This is a genomic window from Deinococcus indicus (assembly GCF_002198095.1).
Taxonomy (GTDB): domain Bacteria; phylum Deinococcota; class Deinococci; order Deinococcales; family Deinococcaceae; genus Deinococcus; species Deinococcus caeni.
This window is the reverse complement of the sequence record NZ_NHMK01000005.1, coordinates 1-16425: the sequence shown is the minus strand read 5'-3', so window position 1 is coordinate 16425 and position 16425 is coordinate 1. Positions and strand designations below refer to the sequence as shown.

Sequence of the window (16425 nt, the reverse complement as noted above, 5' to 3'; positions counted from 1 at the left end):
AGCGTACGACGCGCTGATCGCCGTGAAAACCGGGAGGTTGAAGGTATGAACGAATCCCTGAAAGCGAAGATGGCACTGGCGGCTGAACTGCTGAATGCGGATGGGTCGGTCACGCCCACCGCTGATCTGCCTGCCGGACTGCTGGTGCCAGAGAGTGCGTCGGGTTTCGCAGCGGACGTGCAGGATGCCCTGACGGCCGAGACGGTAGCGCACGCGCTGAAGCTCGCGCGGCAACAGACGCACCTGAGCGCGGCGGAGCTGGCGCGGCGGCGCGGCGTCAGCAGGGGTCGCCTGTCGCAACTGGAGAATGGCGCGGTCAACCCCACTGTGGGCACCCTGGCAGAACACGCGGGCGCGCTGGGGTACGACGTGACCGTGACGCTCACGCCCCGCCGGGCTGGGAAGACCATTCAGGTGGACTTACCGCAGCCCGTGCAGGCGCAGTAGCAGATTCAGGCGGGTCGCCTGACCCTCTTTACTTCTGTGCGTGGTGGTGCTACATTTTCTGGGCTCAGGCGTTGGCTTGGGGCTGTGGCGCAGCTGGGAGCGCGTCTGAATGGCATTCAGAAGGTCAGCGGTTCGATCCCGCTCAGCTCCACCAGAAACAAAGGAACCCCCTCCGGTGTGGAGGGGGTTTCCTATTGCAGCTAGCTGCCAGGGCTTTCAGCGGGGGCCACTGCGGGCATGACGGACAGACAGACGGAATCAATGCGGGTGACAGACGTGCGGGCGGCGCGGGCCTTGCGGCAGGACACGGGACTGCTGGGGTTGTTCCTGCGGCCCACGTCGCCGTCCGAGGTGGCGGGGCGGGCGGGCATGGCGGCGAACCTCGTGCATCACCATGCGCGGCGACTGGCGGGGCTGGGGTTGCTGCGCGAGCTGGAGCGTGAGGGGAGCCGGGTGCGGTTCGTGCTGGCCGCGCGGGAGTTCCGGGTGCCGTCGGACCTGCTGCCACCAGAGGACGTGCAGGGGAACGGCACGGCGGACCTGCGGGACCTGTCGGAAGGCTTTGGGCGGGCGTATGGGCGGTCGTGGGCGCTGGCTGGAGCAGGCGAGGAGGATGTGTACATTTTTGGTGAGGTGGGCGGGAGTACGCCCCGCCTGCCGCCAGCGGACGCCCCAACGGCCGAGGGGCACCCGGCGCACCTGGACCGCGTGACCGTGAACCTCACACCGGAACGGTACGTGCAGCTGGCACGCGAGCTGAGCGAGGTCCTGGCCCGCGCCTACGCCGAGGGGCACAGCGAGGGCGGGCAGCCCTGCACGCTGGCCGTCCTGGCGTACCGCACCGACGATGACGGCATCCGGAGCCTGTCGCGCAGCCCGAACTCGTTCCTGGGGTCGGCGCTGCCGGGGTAGGCGGGATGAATGCAAGGCAGGAGGCCCGCGCGGTTGCTGCGGGCCTCCTGTGTGGTGCGGGGGTTGGTTCAGGCGGGGACGAGGGCGCCTTCCCAGTTGAAGACGGCGCGGTCGTCCACGGCCAGGGTTTCGTTCCCGGCCTTGATGGTGGTGGCGAGCGTCTTGATTTCGGGGAACAGCTTGGCGAAGTAGAACTTGGCGGTCTGGACTTTGGCGGTGTAGAAGCCGTCCTTGTCGTTGCCGGCTTCGATCTGCTCGTGGGCGATCTTGGCCATGCGGGCCCACAGGTAGCCGTACACGACGTGCCCGAAGAAGCGCAGGTAGTCGACGGCGGCGGCGTTCACTTCGTCGGCGCCGCCTTCGCCCATGGCTTTCTGCCCGATGACCATGGTGAGGCTGCCGAGCTGCTGGGCGGCCTTGCCGAGCTGGGTGGCGTAGTCGCCGATGTGCTCGTCGCTTTCGTTCTCTTCGACGAATTCCTGGAGGGTGCCGGCGAGTTTCTGGAGTTTCTTGCCGCCGTCCATCAGGACCTTGCGGCCCAGCAGGTCGAGGGCCTGGATGCCGTTGGTGCCTTCGTAGATCTGGCCGATGCGGGCGTCGCGGACGAACTGCTCCATGCCCCATTCCTGAATGTAGCCGTGGCCGCCGAAGACCTGCTGGCTCTGCACGGCGATGTTGAAGCCGTTGTCGGTCATGAAGGCCTTGGCGATGGGGGTCAGCAGAGCGACCAGATCGGCGGCTTCCTTGCGGGCTTTCTCGTCGGGGTGGTGGTGTTCCTGGTCGATGCTCAGGGCGAGCCACATGGCCATGGCGCGGCCGGCTTCGGTGTAGGCCTTGCCGGTCAGGAGCATGCGGCGCACGTCGGGGTGGATCAGGATGGGGTCGGCCTGCTCGCCGGGGTTGACGCGGGGCTCGTGGCGCATCTGGGTGCGGTCCTTGGCGTAGGCCAGGGCGTTCTGGTACGCGACTTCACCGAGGCCCAGGCCCTGGAGGCCGGTGCCGAGGCGGGCGGCGTTCATCATGATGAACATGTGGTTCATGCCCTTGTTGATCTCGCCGACCAGCCAGCCCTGCGCCTGATCGAAGTTCAGGACGGCGGTGGCGTTGCCGTGGATGCCCATCTTGTGTTCCAGGCTGCCGCAGACGACGCCGTTGCGTTCGCCGACCTTGCCGTCGGCGGTGGGGAGGAACTTGGGAACCAGGAACAGGCTGATGCCCTTGGTGCCTTCGGGGCTGCCTTCCAGGCGGGCCAGGACGAGGTGGACGATGTTGTCGGCCATGTCGTGCTCGCCGGCGCTGATGAAGATCTTGGTGCCGCTGATGGCGTAGCTGCCGTCGCCGTTGTCGGTGGCCTTGGTGCGGATCATGCCGAGGTCGGTGCCGGCGTGCGGTTCGGTGAGGCACATGGTGCCGGTCCATTCGCCGCTGACGATTTTGGGCAGGTACAGGTCTTTCAGGGCGTCGCTGCCGACGGCGTGCAGGGCGCTGTAGGCGCCGTGGCTCAGGCCGGGGTACATGCTCCAGGCGACGTTCGCGGAGTTCATCATCTCGACGAGGACGTTGCTGATCAGGTGGGGCATGCCCTGGCCGCCGTAGGTGGGGTCGGCGTCGAGGGCGGTCCAGCCGGCGGCGCGGTACTTGTCGTACGCGGCCTTGAAGCCGGTGGGGGTGGTCACGTCGCCGTTGTCGTGGCGCACGCAGCCTTCCTTGTCGCCGATGGCGTTCAGGGGGACCAGTTCGCCTTCCACGAAGCGGGCGGCTTCGTCGAGGACCTGGCTCATCAGGTCGGCGTCGGCGGTTTCGTTGGTGGTGTAGTAGGGGATCTTGGCGAGTTCTGCGGGGGCGTCCAGCAGTTCGTTCATCAGGAACTTGATGTCGCGCAGGGGGGCTTTGTAGGTAGGCATGTGTAGGTCCTCCTTGTGGGGTCTCGCCCCGGAGGGACGCCACCCGTCACTGTTAGTTGAACCGAGTATAAATCTTTGCGGGGCGAATGTCACCCCTGCCCGGCCGGTCGTTCCGGCGCGTCCCTGCTGACCGGCCACTGACAACCGGCTACTGGCAGGGTCGCAACTGACCCGCCACGTACCCGGCGGCGCACAGGGCGCCGCGCGGCGGTGGGGGGTGACGGCGCGTTCTTTCGGGTATTGTGTGAAGAATCATGAACTATCCAAGCCTGGTCTGGCACCTCAAGCGAACGGAGCTCTTCGCCGACCTTGAACTTGCCGAACTGGAGCGAGTGGCCGCCACCACCCCCTACCGGTCCTACCAGCCCGGCGAGGTCATCTACCGCATGGACGACCCCGCCGACGCGCTGTACTTCGTTCGCAGCGGCCTCGTCAAGATCAGCAAACTCTTCCCGAACGGCAAGGAGGCCATCCTGGGCGTCATCGGGCAGCACGACACCTTCGGGGAACTGCTGCTGCAACCCGAGGAACGCCGCCCCACCCAGGCCGAGGCGCTCGAACGCACCACCCTGATCGTCCTGCCGCGCAGCGAACTGCAGAAACTGCTGAACAGCAAACCCGACCTCGCCATGAAACTGATCCGCCTGATGGCCGCCCGGCTGTTCGAGGCGCAGGCCTGGACCGCCACCGTCAGCGCGTACAGCGCCCCGGAGCGCGTGGCGAGCCTGCTGTACCGACTGGCGCGCGAGTTCGGCCGGCCGCACGCGCAGGGCGTGGAACTGAACCTGAAACTGAACCAGGAAGACATTGCCCGCATGGTCGGCGCAACCCGCGAGACGGTCAGCCACAGCCTGGGCAAACTGAAGCAGGACGGCGCCATCGTCCGCGCCCGCACGCCGATCATCGTGCGGATGGACGCCCTGAAACGCTACATCGAACAGGGCAACTGACGCCCGTTGCCGAACGCCGCATCTGCGCCGCCTTCCGGGGCGGCGTTCCCTTACCCTGAATCATGCCCACACCGGTCCGCCCGCCCCTCGTCCGGGCCGCCACGCCCGCCGACGCCCCCGGCATCGCCGCCGTTCACGTGCAGAGCTGGCGTGAGACGTACGCGGGCCTGATCCCCGACGACTTTCTGGAACGCATGACGGGCGCCGAGGCACAGGCGCGGCGCGAGGCGTTCTGGGCGCAGAACATCACGGCCGGGCAGGACGTGGTGCGCGTGGCCGGGGCGGACGGAACCGTGGTCGCCTTCGCTTCGGCGGGGGAAGCGCGTGACCATCCGGGCTTCGATTCGGAACTGTTCACGCTGTACGCCCTGCGGGCCGCGCAGGGACACGGCACCGGCCGGGCACTCCTGCACGCCGTCGCGGCGGCCCTGCGGGAACGCGGCGCCCGCAGCATGGCGCTGTGGGTGCTGGACGTGAACCCCACCCGCGACTGGTACGCCCGGCAGGGCGGCGTGGAAGGCGGCGAGAAACAGGACGGGGACCTGCGCGAACTCCGCCTGGGCTGGTCAGACCTGGGCCGCCTGCGCTGACCCGGCGCGTGCCACGCTGACCGCATGGCCACCCCCCTCAAGGACACCGTCACGCCCGCCGACACCCTGGACCGCCTGGACATCCGCCTGGGCCGCGTCCTGAGCGCCGAACCCGCCCCCGGCACCCCGAAACCCGCCTATCGCCTGAGCGTGGATTTCGGCCGGTACGGCGTGCGCACCAGCGTGGGCCGCTTCACCGGGCACACGCCCGAGGAACTGATCGGCACGCAGGTCCTCGGCGTCCTGAACTTCGAACCTCGCCCTGTGGGGGACGCCGTCTCGGACGTCCTGATCCTGGGCGTGCAGTTCACGGGCGCCCCCAGCGGCGACGCCACCCCCCTGATCCCCGCCCGCGAGGCGAAACTGGGCAGCAAGGTGTTCTGAAGGCAGGTGCCGGGAGTGGGTGAGCGTGCGGCGCTGTTCCCACTCCCCGCCTACCGGCGGAGTTTGCGGGCGGCTTCCTCGGGCGTGATCTCGCCGCGTTCGAGGCTGCTGAGGACCTCGGCGTGCGGGTCGGCCAGTTCCGGTTCGTACCCGATGGCGCGCAGCAGCGTGTCGAAGCGGGCGCGGACGGTGGGGTAACTGACCCCCAGGACCCGCTCGACCTCCTTGAGGTTGCCGCGCACGCGGATATACAGGCGCAGGAATTCCAGGTTGTCGGGCGTCAGGACCGCGAACTCGTTCAGTTCGAAGGTGCCGCGCACCGTCACGCCACTCGTCGGGAACCGCAGTTCCGTGACCAGGGGCGCTTCGGTTTCATCGGGGAACGGCAGGGGCAGGGGGCGCATACATCCTCACTGTAAGGGGCGGGTGACTCTGGCCGTCTCATACGGATTCCGTTTGTTTCGCCGACAATCCGGAACATCGCCGGATTGTCGGCTTCACGTCCGGAACCCGTTTCTCTCCCACTCGCTTCGCTCGGCTTGAACGGGCTTTACCGCCCATTCAATCGGAGTCCGTCTCACTTCAGGCTGATGCGGATCTCGTTGCCGCTGCTGTCCTCGGAGTCGATCAGCGGGCCGGGGGGCGGGTCGGCCTCGATGATCAGTTGCAGCGCCTCGACGCTCAGGCCGGCGGCCTCCAGGGCGCGCACGCCGTGCGGGGGGATCAGGCGGGGCAGGTGCGCGGCCAGACTGACGGGCAGGTTCGCGTTGTACTCGTCGCCGTCGCTGCTCTCGATCTCGATACGCAGGATGCGTGCCGAGACGCGCGGGGCGGCGGGCGCGGCGGCCGGCGGCGTGGTCTGCTGGGTCAGGCGGTCGACCATCTCGTCTATTCCTCCGGTGAAGCGGTCCGTGAAGCGTTCCACGAGGTCCTCCAGGCCGCGCACCCGCTGACTGCCGATCACGACCTGCGGGCGGCGGGGCGGTTCGGGCGGACGGGACGCCTGGGGCGGGCGGGGCGCCTGCGGGGCGTTCGGGGAGTCCGGCACGCCGCGCAGCAGCATCAGCTGCTCGGCGATCTGGTCGGCGGTCAGTTCCTCGCGGTTCAGCAGCGCGGCCAGCAGTTCGCGGTCGGTGACCTGCAGCGCCAGCCGGGTGTGCAGCGCGGCCAGCAGGGGCGCGGCGTCGTCCAGGGTCAGGCGCCCGGCGCGGATCAGGTCCAGAATGCGGCGGATCTTGTCTTTCATGGGCGGCCTCCGGACGGGGTGCCGCCCAGCTGGGCGCGCAGCAGCGCCGCGTGGTGCGCCTCGGCGTGCAGGGCGGCGCGGGCCTGCTGGCGGTCGTGGGTGGCCTGCGCGTCCGGGTGCAGGGCGGCGCGCAGCAGGGCGCGCAGGCGGGCCAGCGGGTCGGGGCGGCGGGTGGGGACGCCCAGGCGGGCGCGGGTGGGCAGGGCGGTCATGCGGTCACGACCTTCAGCCCGCCGGCGGTCACGCGGCAGTGCAGGTGGGCGTCGCCGCGGCCGATCCGGCCGGTGTGGTAGGTGGTCAGGAACGACCCGCTGCGCTGCGTGGGGAAGTCCGCGCGGAAGGAGCCCATGGTCAGTTCGGCGTTCAGGGTGACGCTGCTGCCCGCGCCGAGGTGCAGGGTGGCGTTTCCGGCGTTCACGTCCACGCGGTGCTCGCCGCTGCCCAGCACGCCGGCCCAGCGGAGGTTGCCGCCGTTCACGCCGGCGGTCAGGGCGACCGATCCGGCCAGCGTCAGGTTGCCGCCGTTCACGGTGGCGTACGCGGGGCCGCCCAGGTTGCCGCCGTTCAGATTGCCGCCGTTGACGGTGGCGTGCAGGGCGTGTGCATCCTGAAGTTTCAGGTTGCCGCCGCTGACCTCGGCGCTCAGGTCGCCGCTCAGGTCGGGGAGGGTCAGGTTGCCGCCCTCGACGGTGGCATGCACGAAGTTCGGGGTGAACGGCACGGTCAGGATGGCGCGCAGCGAACCGAAGTTCAGGTTCTTCTCGGGCGACTGGCGGCGGCTGACGTGCCAGCCGTCGGGAGCGTGGCGCAGCGTCAACTGTCCTTCCTCGCTGGCGCTCAGGGTGGGGGCGGCCAGGGCCGGGTCGGTCACGACGGTCAGGCTGTACCCGCTGACCCTGAGGGTCAGGTCACGGGCGGGGTCCGGGCTGGGGCTGGGGCCGAAGTGTCCGGGGGCCTGCGCAGGTCCGGCCTGCGCGGAGCCGGGCTGCGTGGAGCCGGGGGGGGTGTCGGGGGCGGAGTTGTGGAGGTCGGGAGGGGTGGGGGCGTGGTCCTCGAGCAGTCCGTCGGCCTCCTCGGGGGTGAGTTTGCCTTCGGCCACCAGACGCTGCACCTGCGAACGGAAATCTTCGGACCCATGCTGTTCATCCATGTTCGTCTCCTGTGTCCATATAGAAACATGGATTTACTAATCTGTCAATCTTCATTTTTCATTCAGTGACCGGAATAGGCAGTCTCCCCCACCTCCGGCCTACCGGGCGGCCGCATCCCGACTTTTCTCATCGCAGGATGTAAAACCAGACTTACCAATCCGGCAAACCCGCGCACCGGTGGGTGCGGCGCCCGGTTCCGGCACCCTGCCTTATGCTCTGAACCATGAGCCTCTCCACCGCCCCCGACCTCAGCCCCGCGCAACGCACGGAAATCGAACTGCTGGCACGCGGCAAACAGGCCAAGAGCCGCGCCATGCGCGACCTGGGCCTCACGGAAACGCCGGAAGCCGCGCACGCCCTGCTGCTGCGCGCCGGCCTGTGGGACGAGAGCCGCACCCCCTACGCCGACCGGCTGGGCGCCGCCACGCACCCCGTCACCCTGAGCGTCCCGGACTTCACGGACGAACCCCGCCTGGACCTGACCCACCTGGACGCCTACGCCATCGACGACGAGGGCAACCGCGACCCGGACGACGCCGTGGGCATCGAGGTCCTCGGCGGCGGCCTGACCCGCCTGTGGGTCCACGTGGCCGACGTGGCCGCCCTGGTGCCCGCCGACAGCGACCTGGACCTCGAAGCCCGCGCGCGCGGCGCGACCCTGTACCTGCCGGACCAGACCATCGGCATGCTGCCCGACGAACTGGTCGAGAAGACCGGCCTGGGCCTGCACGCCACCACGCCCGCCCTGAGCATCAGCCTGGACCTCGACGAGGACGGCAACGCCGACGCCGTGGACGTGCAGCTCACGACCGTGCGCGTCACCCGCCTGACCTACACGCAGGCGCAGGCCGCGCTGGACGCGTCGCAGGAACCCTTCGTGACCCTGGCCCGACTGGCCCGCGCCAGCCGCGACCTGCGCGTGCAGGAGGGCGCCCTGAGCATCGACCTGCCCGAGGTCCGCGTGAAGGCCGGACCTGACGGCGCCCTCGTGACCCCGCTGCCGAAACCCGAGATGCGCGCCGTGGTGCAGGAATGCATGACCCTGGCCGGCTGGGGCGCCGCCATCTACGCCGACGACCACGCCATCCCCCTGCCGTTCGCCACGCAGGACCCACCCCAGCGCGAGGTGCGCGGCACCGGCCTGAGCGCCGAGTGGGCGCGGCGACGCACGCTGTCCCGCACCCGCTTCCAGCCGGCGCCCGGCCCGCACTCCGGGATGGGCCTGGACCTGTACACCCAGGCGACCAGCCCCATGCGCCGCTACCTGGACCTCGTGGTGCACCAGCAGTTGCGCGCCCACCTGGCCGGGCGCGACCCGCTGGGCGGGAAGGAGGTCGCCGCGCGCGTGGCGCAGGCGGGCCTGAACGCCGACGGCACCCGGCAGGCCGAACGCCTGAGCCGCCGCCACCACACCCTGCGCTTCATCGCCGCGCAGCCCGACCGGGTGTGGGACGCCGTGGTCGTGGACCGGCGCGGCCCGCAGGCGACCCTGCTGATCCCTGACCTGGCCTTCGACCTGCCCAGCAGCACGCCCGCGCCCCTCAACACCACGTTGCAGGTGCGGCTGCTGGACGTGAACCTCAGCGCCCTGACCGTGCGGGCCAGTCTCGTCTGATACGGACTCCGGTTGAATGGGCTGCAAAGCCCGCTGGGTCCGAGCGGATGCGACTCGGAGAGCTGCCCCGCAGAGCAGGAGAGAAACAGGTTCCGTCTGTTTCGTCGGGCGTCCACCCCACTGACCAGCCCGTCCACCCGGTTGCGCAGTGCATAAAATCACGGCGCCCCATTCCGCTGTCGGCGAAAAACAACGTTATAGACGCACGTTTCGTACCGTCAAACCTGATTCATCTTTCATTCATTCACGGCGGGTCATGGCTACACTGCCAGCTATGACCGCCGTGATCAGCGCCCAGAGCGACATCGTGTCCCTCCGCATGAGCCACTGCCGTGCCGAGCACGCTGCCCGGAGCGCCCAGTACCACCTCGCCGTGCTGCACTACCGCACCTGCCTGGAAGTCGCCGAGCGCCGCGAGGACTGCCGCGCCGTGGAGTTCTTCGCGCTGAAACTCGCCGGGTGCTACGACCAGATGGGCCTGGGCAGCAAGGCCGCCAGCTTCCGCGCCCTGGCCGACTGCGGCCAGCACGGCGACAGCAGCGGCGACGCGCCCCTGATCGGCTGACGCGCCGCGCCTGCGAGAACAATGAGGCGTCCGGTCAGCCGGCGCTCAGCTTCGCGGGGCACAGTGGGCGGCATGACCCGGTTGCTGACCCGCCTCCTGTTCGTCCTGACTGCCAGCAGCGCCTCTGCCCTGGGGGCCGCGCAGGCCGCCACCGTCACGCTGACGCCCGGCCAGACCGCCGCGCTCGGCAGCGGCACCGTCACGCTGCTGCGCGTGCAGGACAGCCGCTGCCCCATGAACGCCCGCTGCGTGCGCGCCGGGGAACTGAAGGTCAGTGTCCTGAGCGTGCAGGGGGGCCGCACGCGCCTGCTGCACCTGCAACTGCCGGCCACCAGCGGCGACACGCCGGGCCTGAGGGTCGTGGGGGCCAGCGGACCGCTGGCCGGGCAGCCCACCCGCGACCCGCTGACCGTGACCCTCAGCGACGGCCGCTGAGGCCCCGGCGCTCCCGGGCGGGGACGGGACGCGCCGGCCACTGCGCCAGCAGCGCGCCCGCCAGGATCAGTGCGCCGCCCAGCACCACACCCGGCCCAGGCTGCTCGCCCAGTACCGCGCCCGCCAGTATCACCGTGAACAGCGGTTCCAGCGTGCCCAGCAGACTGGTGCGCGCCGCGCCCAGGTGCCGCACCGCGCCGTACAGGGCGGGCACGGCGATCAGGGTGGGCAGCAGCGCCATGGCCGCGATCACGCCCCACTGCGCCGCCGTGTCCGGCACGCCCAGGGTGCCGCCGCCCGCCGCGAGTCCCGTGAACACCAGCGCCGCCACGAGCGCCATGTGCGCCGTGGACGCCAGCGCCGGGACGCCCGCCAGCAGCCGCTCGCTGGCCAGCAGGTAGGTCGCGTACAGCACGCCTGCCCCCGCGCCCAGCAGCAGGCCGGCCGGGTCGCGGTCGGCGGGGCCGGGCAGCCCGATCACCAGGGCCAGCCCGGCGCCCGCCAGGGTCACGGCACCCAGCTGCGTGCGGCGCGGCGCGCGGCCCGACAGCCACGCCAGCAGGATCACGAAGGCCGGCGCGAGGTACAGCAGCAGCGCGGTCGCGCCGGCCGTGACGCGTTCCAGCGCCCCGAAGTAACAGATGGTCGCCGCCGCGTACAGCACGCCCACGCCCAGCATCCGCCGCCGGTCGGGGCCGCTCAGGCCGCGTGACAGCGGCAGCAGCAGCAACGCCACCGCCGCGAACCGCCACGCCAGCGCGTTGAAGGCCTCCAGGCCCACCTGCCCCGCCAGTTTTCCCCACACGCCCAGCGTGCTGAACGCCAGCGCGGACACGACGCCCAGCAGCAGGCCGGTGCGGACATTCGCCGGAGCGGGAGCGGGGCGGTCGGGCGGCAGCGTCACCCCCGGAGGGTAGCGTGCCCGGCACGGTCGTCCCGCCGGGCTGCCCAGCCGTCCGGCGCCTCCCGCCACGGGCGCAGGTCACGGAAGGGGCCGGGCGCGGCGCGCTAGCCTGCGGTACGTGACGCCGCCCGCCTCCGCTTCCCCGAACCCGTGGCAGGTGGCCGTGAACCTGCCGGTGCCGCCGTACGATTTCGGCGCGCCGCACGGCTTTACCGGGCCGGTTCCACTGGGGTGCCGGGTGCTGGTGCCGTGGCGCGGCGAGCTGGTCGTGGGCCTCGTGGTGGGCGAGGGGGACCCGCGCGCCGCCCACCGCCTGCGCGAGGCCGCGCACCTGCTCGACGATCCGGCCGCGCCGTGGGTGCCGCCCGCGACCGTGACCGGCGTGCAGGGCTGGGCGCACGACGCCCGCATTCCCGCCGGGCTGATCTGGGGCGACCTGCTGGGCGTCGGCTGGACGGCCGCGTACACCCACATGGTCCGGGCCGTGCCGGGCAGCGACCTGAGCGCCTTCGCGCGCCGCGCACCCACCGACCGCTGGACGGACGCCGGGGCCTTCGCGCCCGCCCTGCTGGACGCCATCCGCGAGCAGGGACTGCTGGAGGAACGCTTCACGCCGCAGCCCCGCCTGATCAGCGTGGTCGAGGCCCGCGCGCCGGAACACGTCCCACCCGGCAGCCGCACCGTGACCGTGCTGCGCGCCGTCACGCCCGCCCAGCCACCGACCCAGATACCAACCCTGACACCCCGGCAGGCGCAGGCCGCCGCGTGGCTCGCGGAACACGGTCCCTGCGACACCCTGAGCGCCTGGGCCAGGGGCGCCGGGGTCAGCGCCGGGGTCGTGACCGCCGCCCTGAACGCCGGGGCCGCCGAGTACGCCAGCACCGACCGGCCCCCGCCGCCCGCGTGGGAGTGGCTGCGCGCCCACGGCCCGGCCGACAGTTACGCCGCCTGGGCCGCCGGGGCCAGCGCCGCCGGCATTCCCCTGAGCGGCACGCAGGCCGGCACGCTCGCCCTGCGCGGCTGGGCCGACACCGTGCAGGTGCCCGCCCCACCCCCTGCCCTGCCGGAACCCGCCGCCGCCGCCCCCGACCCCGACCGGCCCGACCGGCTGCCCGAAGCGCCCGTCTGGCGACTGCACGGGGGCCGCCCCGCCAGCCGCGCCGCCGCCCTGGCCCCCCGCATCGGGCGGCTGCTGCGGCAGGGACGCGGCGTGCTGATCCTCGCCCCCGACGCCGCCACGCTGCGCCGCAGCTGGGAGCACCTGAGCGGCCTGGCCCGCACCTGCGGCACGCACGCTGCGCAGATCAGCGGGCAGCTCAGCGAGGCGCAACGTGAGCACAGCTGGCAGCTCGTGCGGGACGGGCACGCGCGGCTGGTCATCGGCAGCGGCCACGCTCTGACCGCCCCGCTGCACGACCCCGCGCTGATCGTCGTGCTGGAGGAAGCCAGCGACGCCCACAAACTCCTGAGCGGCAGCCGCGCCTTCCTGCCCGACGTGGCCGCCCGCCTCGCCGCCGCGCACGACGCCGCCCTCGCATACGTCGGGGCCGCGCCCGCCGCCGAGAGCGTCCCGCACCCCGGCGCGGTCCTCTCACCCCCCCGCGCCCGCCTGCACGTCGTGGACTACGCCAACCCGCCCGAACAGGCCCAGATCGGACCGCTGTCCGGCGCGCACCTCGCACCCGCCGACATGGGCTACCCCATCAGCCACGACCTCGCCCGCGTGCTGCGGCAGGTGCAGGAACGCGGACGGCAGGCCGCGCTGCTCGCCCCCCGACGCGGGTACAGCGCCCTGCTGCGCTGCCCCACCTGCGAACACACCCCCCAGTGCCGCCACTGCGACGTGCCGCTGCGCTTCCATCAGGACACCCGGCAACTCACCTGCCACCAGTGCGGCTACCACCAGCCCGTCCCGGACCGCTGCGACGAATGCGGCGACCGCATGTGGAAGGCGCGCGGCCCCGGCACCGAATGGATCACCCAGGAAGTCCGCAAACTCCTGCCCGGCCTTCCCGTCTACCGCCTCGACCGCGACCACCAGGACGACCTGAGCCCCCTGATGCGCGGCGAGAGCGGCGTGATCGTCGGCACACAACTGCTGCTGTCGCATGAGGCCCCACCCGACCTCGCCCTGATCGGCGTGACCCTGGCCGACACGTGGCTGAACGTCAGCGACTTCCGCGCCAGCGAACGCTACCACCGCCTGCTGCGGCAGCTCGCCGAATGGCACCCCACCCGCGCCCCCATGACCGTCGTGCAGACCTTCCAGGCGGACCACCCCGCCCTGAAAGTCATGGTCGAAGGCCGCGACACCCTCGCCTACCCCGCCGCCGAGGAACGCGCCCGCGCCGCCCTGAACTACCCCCCCCACGCCCGCCTCGCCCAGATCGAGATCAGCGCCCGCGACCAGCACAGAGCCCAGGCCGCCGCGCAGGACCTCGCCGACGCCCTCCACGGCGCCGGGGCCACCACGCACGAAGTCCTCGGCCCCGCGCCCAGCCCCGTCGCCCGCGTGCGCGGCGTGTACCCCTACCACCTGTTCCTGCGCGCCCGGAACGACACCCGCCTCGGCGAACTCCTGCGCATCCTCGACACCCGCACCTGGAAAGCCAGGGTCAGAGTGGACGTCAATCCGAGGGGGGGGCTATAGGTTTCAGATCATTCTACCTGCATAGATTTCATTTAAAATTCTTCATTTACACAGACTAACAATGATTGAGAATCTCCTTGTAAAAAATTTACCACGAACATTGGCTCTTTCAGACGAATTAATTATCATTATCGCAGATTTTCTGGACTATTCTCCGCCTCCGCCCCAGCAGGAGCTCTGACTAGTATTAATTTCAATATATCCTCCACTTCATGCTTTCCAGGCATAAACATAAAATCCATTTCCGTTGCAGCGTCTTTACCCGACAATATCAGCTCCACAATATCACGATAAATAGATGCATTCAGGCCATCACTGATGGCCTTGCGCCACATATAATCTATCATCTCATTATATCCCACTAACTCATCAGGCTGATCTTCATATTCAAAATCAAAAAATCTTCTAACAAATTCTAGCGGAGATTCATTCATAAAAACCTCAGGGCAAAGGGAAGAACTGCCCAACCACCCAGCGACTCAATCGGTCATCCCACTTCAGGCCTATCTGCACTTTTGTTATTTTACTACTTATAGGGGAGATATTAGAGGATGCCCATGTCCTTTGCGCATCGGGCCTGCCACTGGCTGTAAATCCACGCCCTATGCCCCGTCCGCCAAACAAGGGTGAGAGCTCAACAACTTGTGACTCCAGCATAATGCTGCCGTTCCTCATGGCTGGCAGAATCAAAGCAGACGATTGTCGATTTGGCGGCTTACTTATATCTATGCCAAGACGTGAAGCTGCCTCCTTAAGCGCATACTCCCGTGCAGCCAGCATCTCGGAATAGCTGTTAAATCGGCTCGACGTTCTGGTGGGTGAACGAACGCCATCTGGCGCTATACCAGTCGTGATCCGAGCCTTTAACTGGGCGTCTGTCAAATCTGGTCCGTGTCTATCCAAGGCGTGTCCCATATCTCTCGCCTCCGAATATGCAATTTTAAGCGCAGCGGCCACTTCCTGTTCAGATCGAAGAACCAATTTGGTCAATACGGGCTGCAAGACGCGTAACGAAATCTCAACCTGGGCAGCTGGCAACTTGCTGGTCTGGGCCACGTTGATGATCTTGAGGAGACCGCTGGGCGAGCCGACGTTCGCCAGCATCTGCTTTAACTTCAATGGGTCGCCAACATAGTGCAGGGCTCGCGTGAGCTGGACGACATTGCCGTTGAAGGTGCGCAGAAGAGCTTGAACGCTGGCTGCACCATATTTGCTCTGCAACTGAGCGGTCAACTGCGCTGCGTTCGCTGGACGCGGCTGCTCAGCTACAACTGCGTTTCGGGGCGACGCCGATGTCGGTGTCGGTTCATCAGCCGACAAGACCGGTCGGCTAGAGGAAGGATTTCCCACAGTCGGCGCGGCTCGTCCAGAGCCCGCCATGGTCAGATTGGGCCGGTTGCCGGTTGCTGATGCAAGCACCTGTCGGCCAAGGGCGTTCGTGCTCGTCATGCGCTGGCGGGCGTCCAACCATTTGATGGTGGGGCTGCCTGCAGCCTGAGCACCGACGCGCTGGCCGAGTTTGGTGCTCGCGAAGGCTTTCACGCCCTGTTTGAGAACCAGTGCGCCGATGGCGATGATGACGCCGTTGGTGAAGATCACGAGTCCGTTGGTGAGGGCGTCGCTGGCGGCCTTGATGGTTTTGGCGTTGCCTTTTGCGTCGCGGCTGAGCCTTGCGAACTGTTGCACGCTGCCGGTCAGGACGTTCAGCTGACTGGCAACAGCGTGAACGAGTGCGCCCAGTCCCCAAGCGGTCAGGCCCACTTGACCGAGTTCGAAGCCGATGGTGGCTCCGGGAATGGCACCCACTCCACCGAAGAAAGCCCCGATCGCAGCCCCGAGGGCCGTGGAAGCTCCGAGAATCAGCACGGTATCGCGCAACATGGTCAGGATGCCGCCGAGCAGCTGGCTGGGCATGTCCCTGAACTGCTGTTTCAGTCGTGCGGGGAGGGCCTGCACGGCCATTTTCGCGGCGGTTCCGGCGTCGGCCCAGGCTTGTCCCTGGCCACCCAGGAATAGATTCTGGTTGGTGGGGGCCGTCACAACGATAGGCCCCCCGTATTGTCTCTGAATGCGCAACCTTTGCGTGACTGCACTCGTCGAGACGGCCCGCAGAGGTTGTGCTGGAGCGAGTTTTACCCGTGGAAGCAGGGGCTTCTGCGCGAGTCGCGCGCCCATACTGCGCGCTTCCTGCTCCAGTCCGGCGTCCGGGTCGATGCCCGTCCCCACGCGCCCCTGGCTCTGCTGCACGGTGTGCGTCACCTCATGCGCCAGCAGTTCCAGCCCACTCTGCGTGTTCGGATTGAACTGCCCCGCCTGGAAGAAGATGTCCGTCCCTGTCGTGAACGCCACGGCATTCACGCCCTTGGTCAGTTTGTCTGCCTCCGCATCGTCGTGAATCCGCACGCGGCTCAGGTCGTGGTTCAGGCCCCCCTCCAGATGCCGCTGGATCGCCTCCGGCAGGGGGTTTCCCGCCCCTCGTCTGGCCTGAATTCGTTGCAGGACCGGCTGGGTCGCCTCGGCGTCCAGTTCCGCCAGTCGCCGTTGCAGCGTCTGGAGGCTCCCGAAGTTCAGCGCCGCCTGTTCCTGCGCCTGTTGGCGTTGCAGCGCCTCGTCTGCTGCGCGTTGCAGCGGCAGGCGTTCGGCTGGGGGCACCATGCCCAGCACCACACGGG

At 69.0% G+C, this 16425-nt stretch carries 17 protein-coding genes and 1 tRNA gene; 10 read left to right on the top strand and 8 right to left on the bottom strand.

Features of this window, described 5'->3' with window-relative positions:
* Nucleotides 1-45 precede the first annotated feature (45 nt).
* From CBQ26_RS01270 to CBQ26_RS01260, 3 genes are all read left to right on the top strand, one after another.
* A complete protein-coding gene (locus tag CBQ26_RS01270) occupies nt 46-447 on the top strand; it encodes a helix-turn-helix domain-containing protein (protein WP_216360330.1) in 402 nt (133 codons plus the stop codon).
* Nucleotides 448-525: 78 nt separating this feature from the next.
* Nucleotides 526-601 (top strand) — tRNA-Ala (locus tag CBQ26_RS01265).
* Between the two features lie 107 nt (nt 602-708).
* Entirely contained in the window at nt 709-1359 is a 651-nt protein-coding gene (locus CBQ26_RS01260; RefSeq protein WP_172417866.1) for a helix-turn-helix domain-containing protein, read from the top strand.
* Between the two features lie 68 nt (nt 1360-1427).
* Here the strand turns inward: CBQ26_RS01260 and CBQ26_RS01255 are convergent, their stop codons facing one another.
* Nucleotides 1428-3263, bottom strand: a complete 1836-nt coding sequence (locus CBQ26_RS01255) for an acyl-CoA dehydrogenase C-terminal domain-containing protein (protein WP_088246796.1) — start codon at nt 3261-3263, stop codon at nt 1428-1430.
* 254 nt (nt 3264-3517) lie between these two features.
* On the opposite strand from CBQ26_RS01255, the gene CBQ26_RS01250 reads away from it, so the two are divergent.
* From CBQ26_RS01250 to CBQ26_RS01240, 3 genes are all read left to right on the top strand, one after another.
* Nucleotides 3518-4213: a Crp/Fnr family transcriptional regulator gene (locus tag CBQ26_RS01250; protein WP_088246795.1), complete on the top strand. Its 696-nt coding sequence runs from the start codon at nt 3518-3520 to the stop codon at nt 4211-4213.
* A gap of 62 nt (nt 4214-4275) precedes the next feature.
* Nucleotides 4276-4803, top strand: coding sequence for a GNAT family N-acetyltransferase (locus tag CBQ26_RS01245; RefSeq protein ID WP_088246794.1), 528 nt, complete (start codon nt 4276-4278; stop codon nt 4801-4803).
* A gap of 24 nt (nt 4804-4827) precedes the next feature.
* Nucleotides 4828-5187 (top strand): tRNA-binding protein, encoded by a 360-nt coding sequence (locus CBQ26_RS01240; protein ID WP_088246793.1) that lies wholly within the window; start codon nt 4828-4830, stop codon nt 5185-5187.
* Nucleotides 5188-5237: 50 nt separating this feature from the next.
* On the opposite strand, the gene CBQ26_RS01235 is transcribed toward CBQ26_RS01240, so the two are convergent.
* From CBQ26_RS01235 to CBQ26_RS01220, 4 genes are all read right to left on the bottom strand, one after another.
* Complete coding sequence (locus CBQ26_RS01235; RefSeq protein ID WP_078301387.1) at nt 5238-5591, bottom strand: DUF2089 domain-containing protein; 354 nt, start codon at nt 5589-5591, stop codon at nt 5238-5240.
* 173 nt (nt 5592-5764) lie between these two features.
* The gene (locus tag CBQ26_RS01230; protein ID WP_088246792.1) at nt 5765-6433 is read right to left on the bottom strand and encodes an SHOCT-like domain-containing protein; all 669 of its coding nucleotides are present in this window, start codon (nt 6431-6433) and stop codon (nt 5765-5767) included.
* Entirely contained in the window at nt 6430-6645 is a 216-nt protein-coding gene (locus tag CBQ26_RS01225; RefSeq protein ID WP_088246791.1) for a hypothetical protein, read from the bottom strand. The genes CBQ26_RS01230 and CBQ26_RS01225 overlap by 4 nt, the downstream gene beginning before the upstream one ends.
* Nucleotides 6642-7583 (bottom strand): DUF4097 family beta strand repeat-containing protein, encoded by a 942-nt coding sequence (locus CBQ26_RS01220; RefSeq protein ID WP_088246790.1) that lies wholly within the window; start codon nt 7581-7583, stop codon nt 6642-6644. The genes CBQ26_RS01225 and CBQ26_RS01220 overlap by 4 nt, the downstream gene beginning before the upstream one ends.
* A 224-nt stretch (nt 7584-7807) precedes the next feature.
* Between CBQ26_RS01220 and CBQ26_RS01215 the strand changes: the two genes are divergently transcribed.
* From CBQ26_RS01215 to CBQ26_RS01205, 3 genes are all read left to right on the top strand, one after another.
* The gene (locus CBQ26_RS01215) at nt 7808-9199 is read left to right on the top strand and encodes an RNB domain-containing ribonuclease (RefSeq protein ID WP_088246789.1); all 1392 of its coding nucleotides are present in this window, start codon (nt 7808-7810) and stop codon (nt 9197-9199) included.
* A 274-nt stretch (nt 9200-9473) separates the two neighbouring features.
* The gene (locus CBQ26_RS01210; protein ID WP_088246788.1) at nt 9474-9764 is read left to right on the top strand and encodes a hypothetical protein; all 291 of its coding nucleotides are present in this window, start codon (nt 9474-9476) and stop codon (nt 9762-9764) included.
* 72 nt (nt 9765-9836) lie between these two features.
* Nucleotides 9837-10199: a hypothetical protein gene (locus CBQ26_RS01205; protein ID WP_191301369.1), complete on the top strand. Its 363-nt coding sequence runs from the start codon at nt 9837-9839 to the stop codon at nt 10197-10199.
* On the opposite strand, the gene CBQ26_RS01200 is transcribed toward CBQ26_RS01205, so the two are convergent.
* Nucleotides 10183-11103: a DMT family transporter gene (locus CBQ26_RS01200; protein ID WP_229844380.1), complete on the bottom strand. Its 921-nt coding sequence runs from the start codon at nt 11101-11103 to the stop codon at nt 10183-10185. The genes CBQ26_RS01205 and CBQ26_RS01200 overlap by 17 nt on opposite strands.
* A 118-nt stretch (nt 11104-11221) precedes the next feature.
* Here CBQ26_RS01200 and priA point away from each other — a divergent pair, with 118 nt between their 5' ends.
* Nucleotides 11222-13753, top strand: coding sequence for a replication restart helicase PriA (gene priA / locus CBQ26_RS01195; protein ID WP_088246787.1), 2532 nt, complete (start codon nt 11222-11224; stop codon nt 13751-13753).
* Nucleotides 13754-13881: 128 nt separating this feature from the next.
* Here the strand turns inward: priA and CBQ26_RS21160 are convergent, their stop codons facing one another.
* Together CBQ26_RS21160 and CBQ26_RS01190 are read right to left on the bottom strand one after the other, a co-directional pair.
* The gene (locus tag CBQ26_RS21160; RefSeq protein ID WP_143341906.1) at nt 13882-14187 is read right to left on the bottom strand and encodes a hypothetical protein; all 306 of its coding nucleotides are present in this window, start codon (nt 14185-14187) and stop codon (nt 13882-13884) included.
* 7 nt (nt 14188-14194) lie between these two features.
* Nucleotides 14195-16425, bottom strand: a 2231-nt coding sequence (locus tag CBQ26_RS01190; RefSeq protein WP_143341905.1) for an eCIS core domain-containing protein, incomplete at its 5' end; no start/stop codon positions are given.

Coding starts and splice junctions, on each gene's coding strand:
- CBQ26_RS01270 (WP_216360330.1), top strand. CDS start 46: ATGAACGAATCCCTGAAAGCGAAGATGGCACTGGCGGCTGAACTGCTG.
- CBQ26_RS01260 (WP_172417866.1), top strand. CDS start 709: ATGCGGGTGACAGACGTGCGGGCGGCGCGGGCCTTGCGGCAGGACACG.
- CBQ26_RS01255 (WP_088246796.1), bottom strand. CDS start 3,263: ATGCCTACCTACAAAGCCCCCCTGCGCGACATCAAGTTCCTGATGAAC.
- CBQ26_RS01250 (WP_088246795.1), top strand. CDS start 3,518: ATGAACTATCCAAGCCTGGTCTGGCACCTCAAGCGAACGGAGCTCTTC.
- CBQ26_RS01245 (WP_088246794.1), top strand. CDS start 4,276: ATGCCCACACCGGTCCGCCCGCCCCTCGTCCGGGCCGCCACGCCCGCC.
- CBQ26_RS01240 (WP_088246793.1), top strand. CDS start 4,828: ATGGCCACCCCCCTCAAGGACACCGTCACGCCCGCCGACACCCTGGAC.
- CBQ26_RS01235 (WP_078301387.1), bottom strand. CDS start 5,591: ATGCGCCCCCTGCCCCTGCCGTTCCCCGATGAAACCGAAGCGCCCCTG.
- CBQ26_RS01230 (WP_088246792.1), bottom strand. CDS start 6,433: ATGAAAGACAAGATCCGCCGCATTCTGGACCTGATCCGCGCCGGGCGC.
- CBQ26_RS01225 (WP_088246791.1), bottom strand. CDS start 6,645: ATGACCGCCCTGCCCACCCGCGCCCGCCTGGGCGTCCCCACCCGCCGC.
- CBQ26_RS01220 (WP_088246790.1), bottom strand. CDS start 7,583: ATGGATGAACAGCATGGGTCCGAAGATTTCCGTTCGCAGGTGCAGCGT.
- CBQ26_RS01215 (WP_088246789.1), top strand. CDS start 7,808: ATGAGCCTCTCCACCGCCCCCGACCTCAGCCCCGCGCAACGCACGGAA.
- CBQ26_RS01210 (WP_088246788.1), top strand. CDS start 9,474: ATGACCGCCGTGATCAGCGCCCAGAGCGACATCGTGTCCCTCCGCATG.
- CBQ26_RS01205 (WP_191301369.1), top strand. CDS start 9,837: ATGACCCGGTTGCTGACCCGCCTCCTGTTCGTCCTGACTGCCAGCAGC.
- CBQ26_RS21160 (WP_143341906.1), bottom strand. CDS start 14,187: ATGAATGAATCTCCGCTAGAATTTGTTAGAAGATTTTTTGATTTTGAA.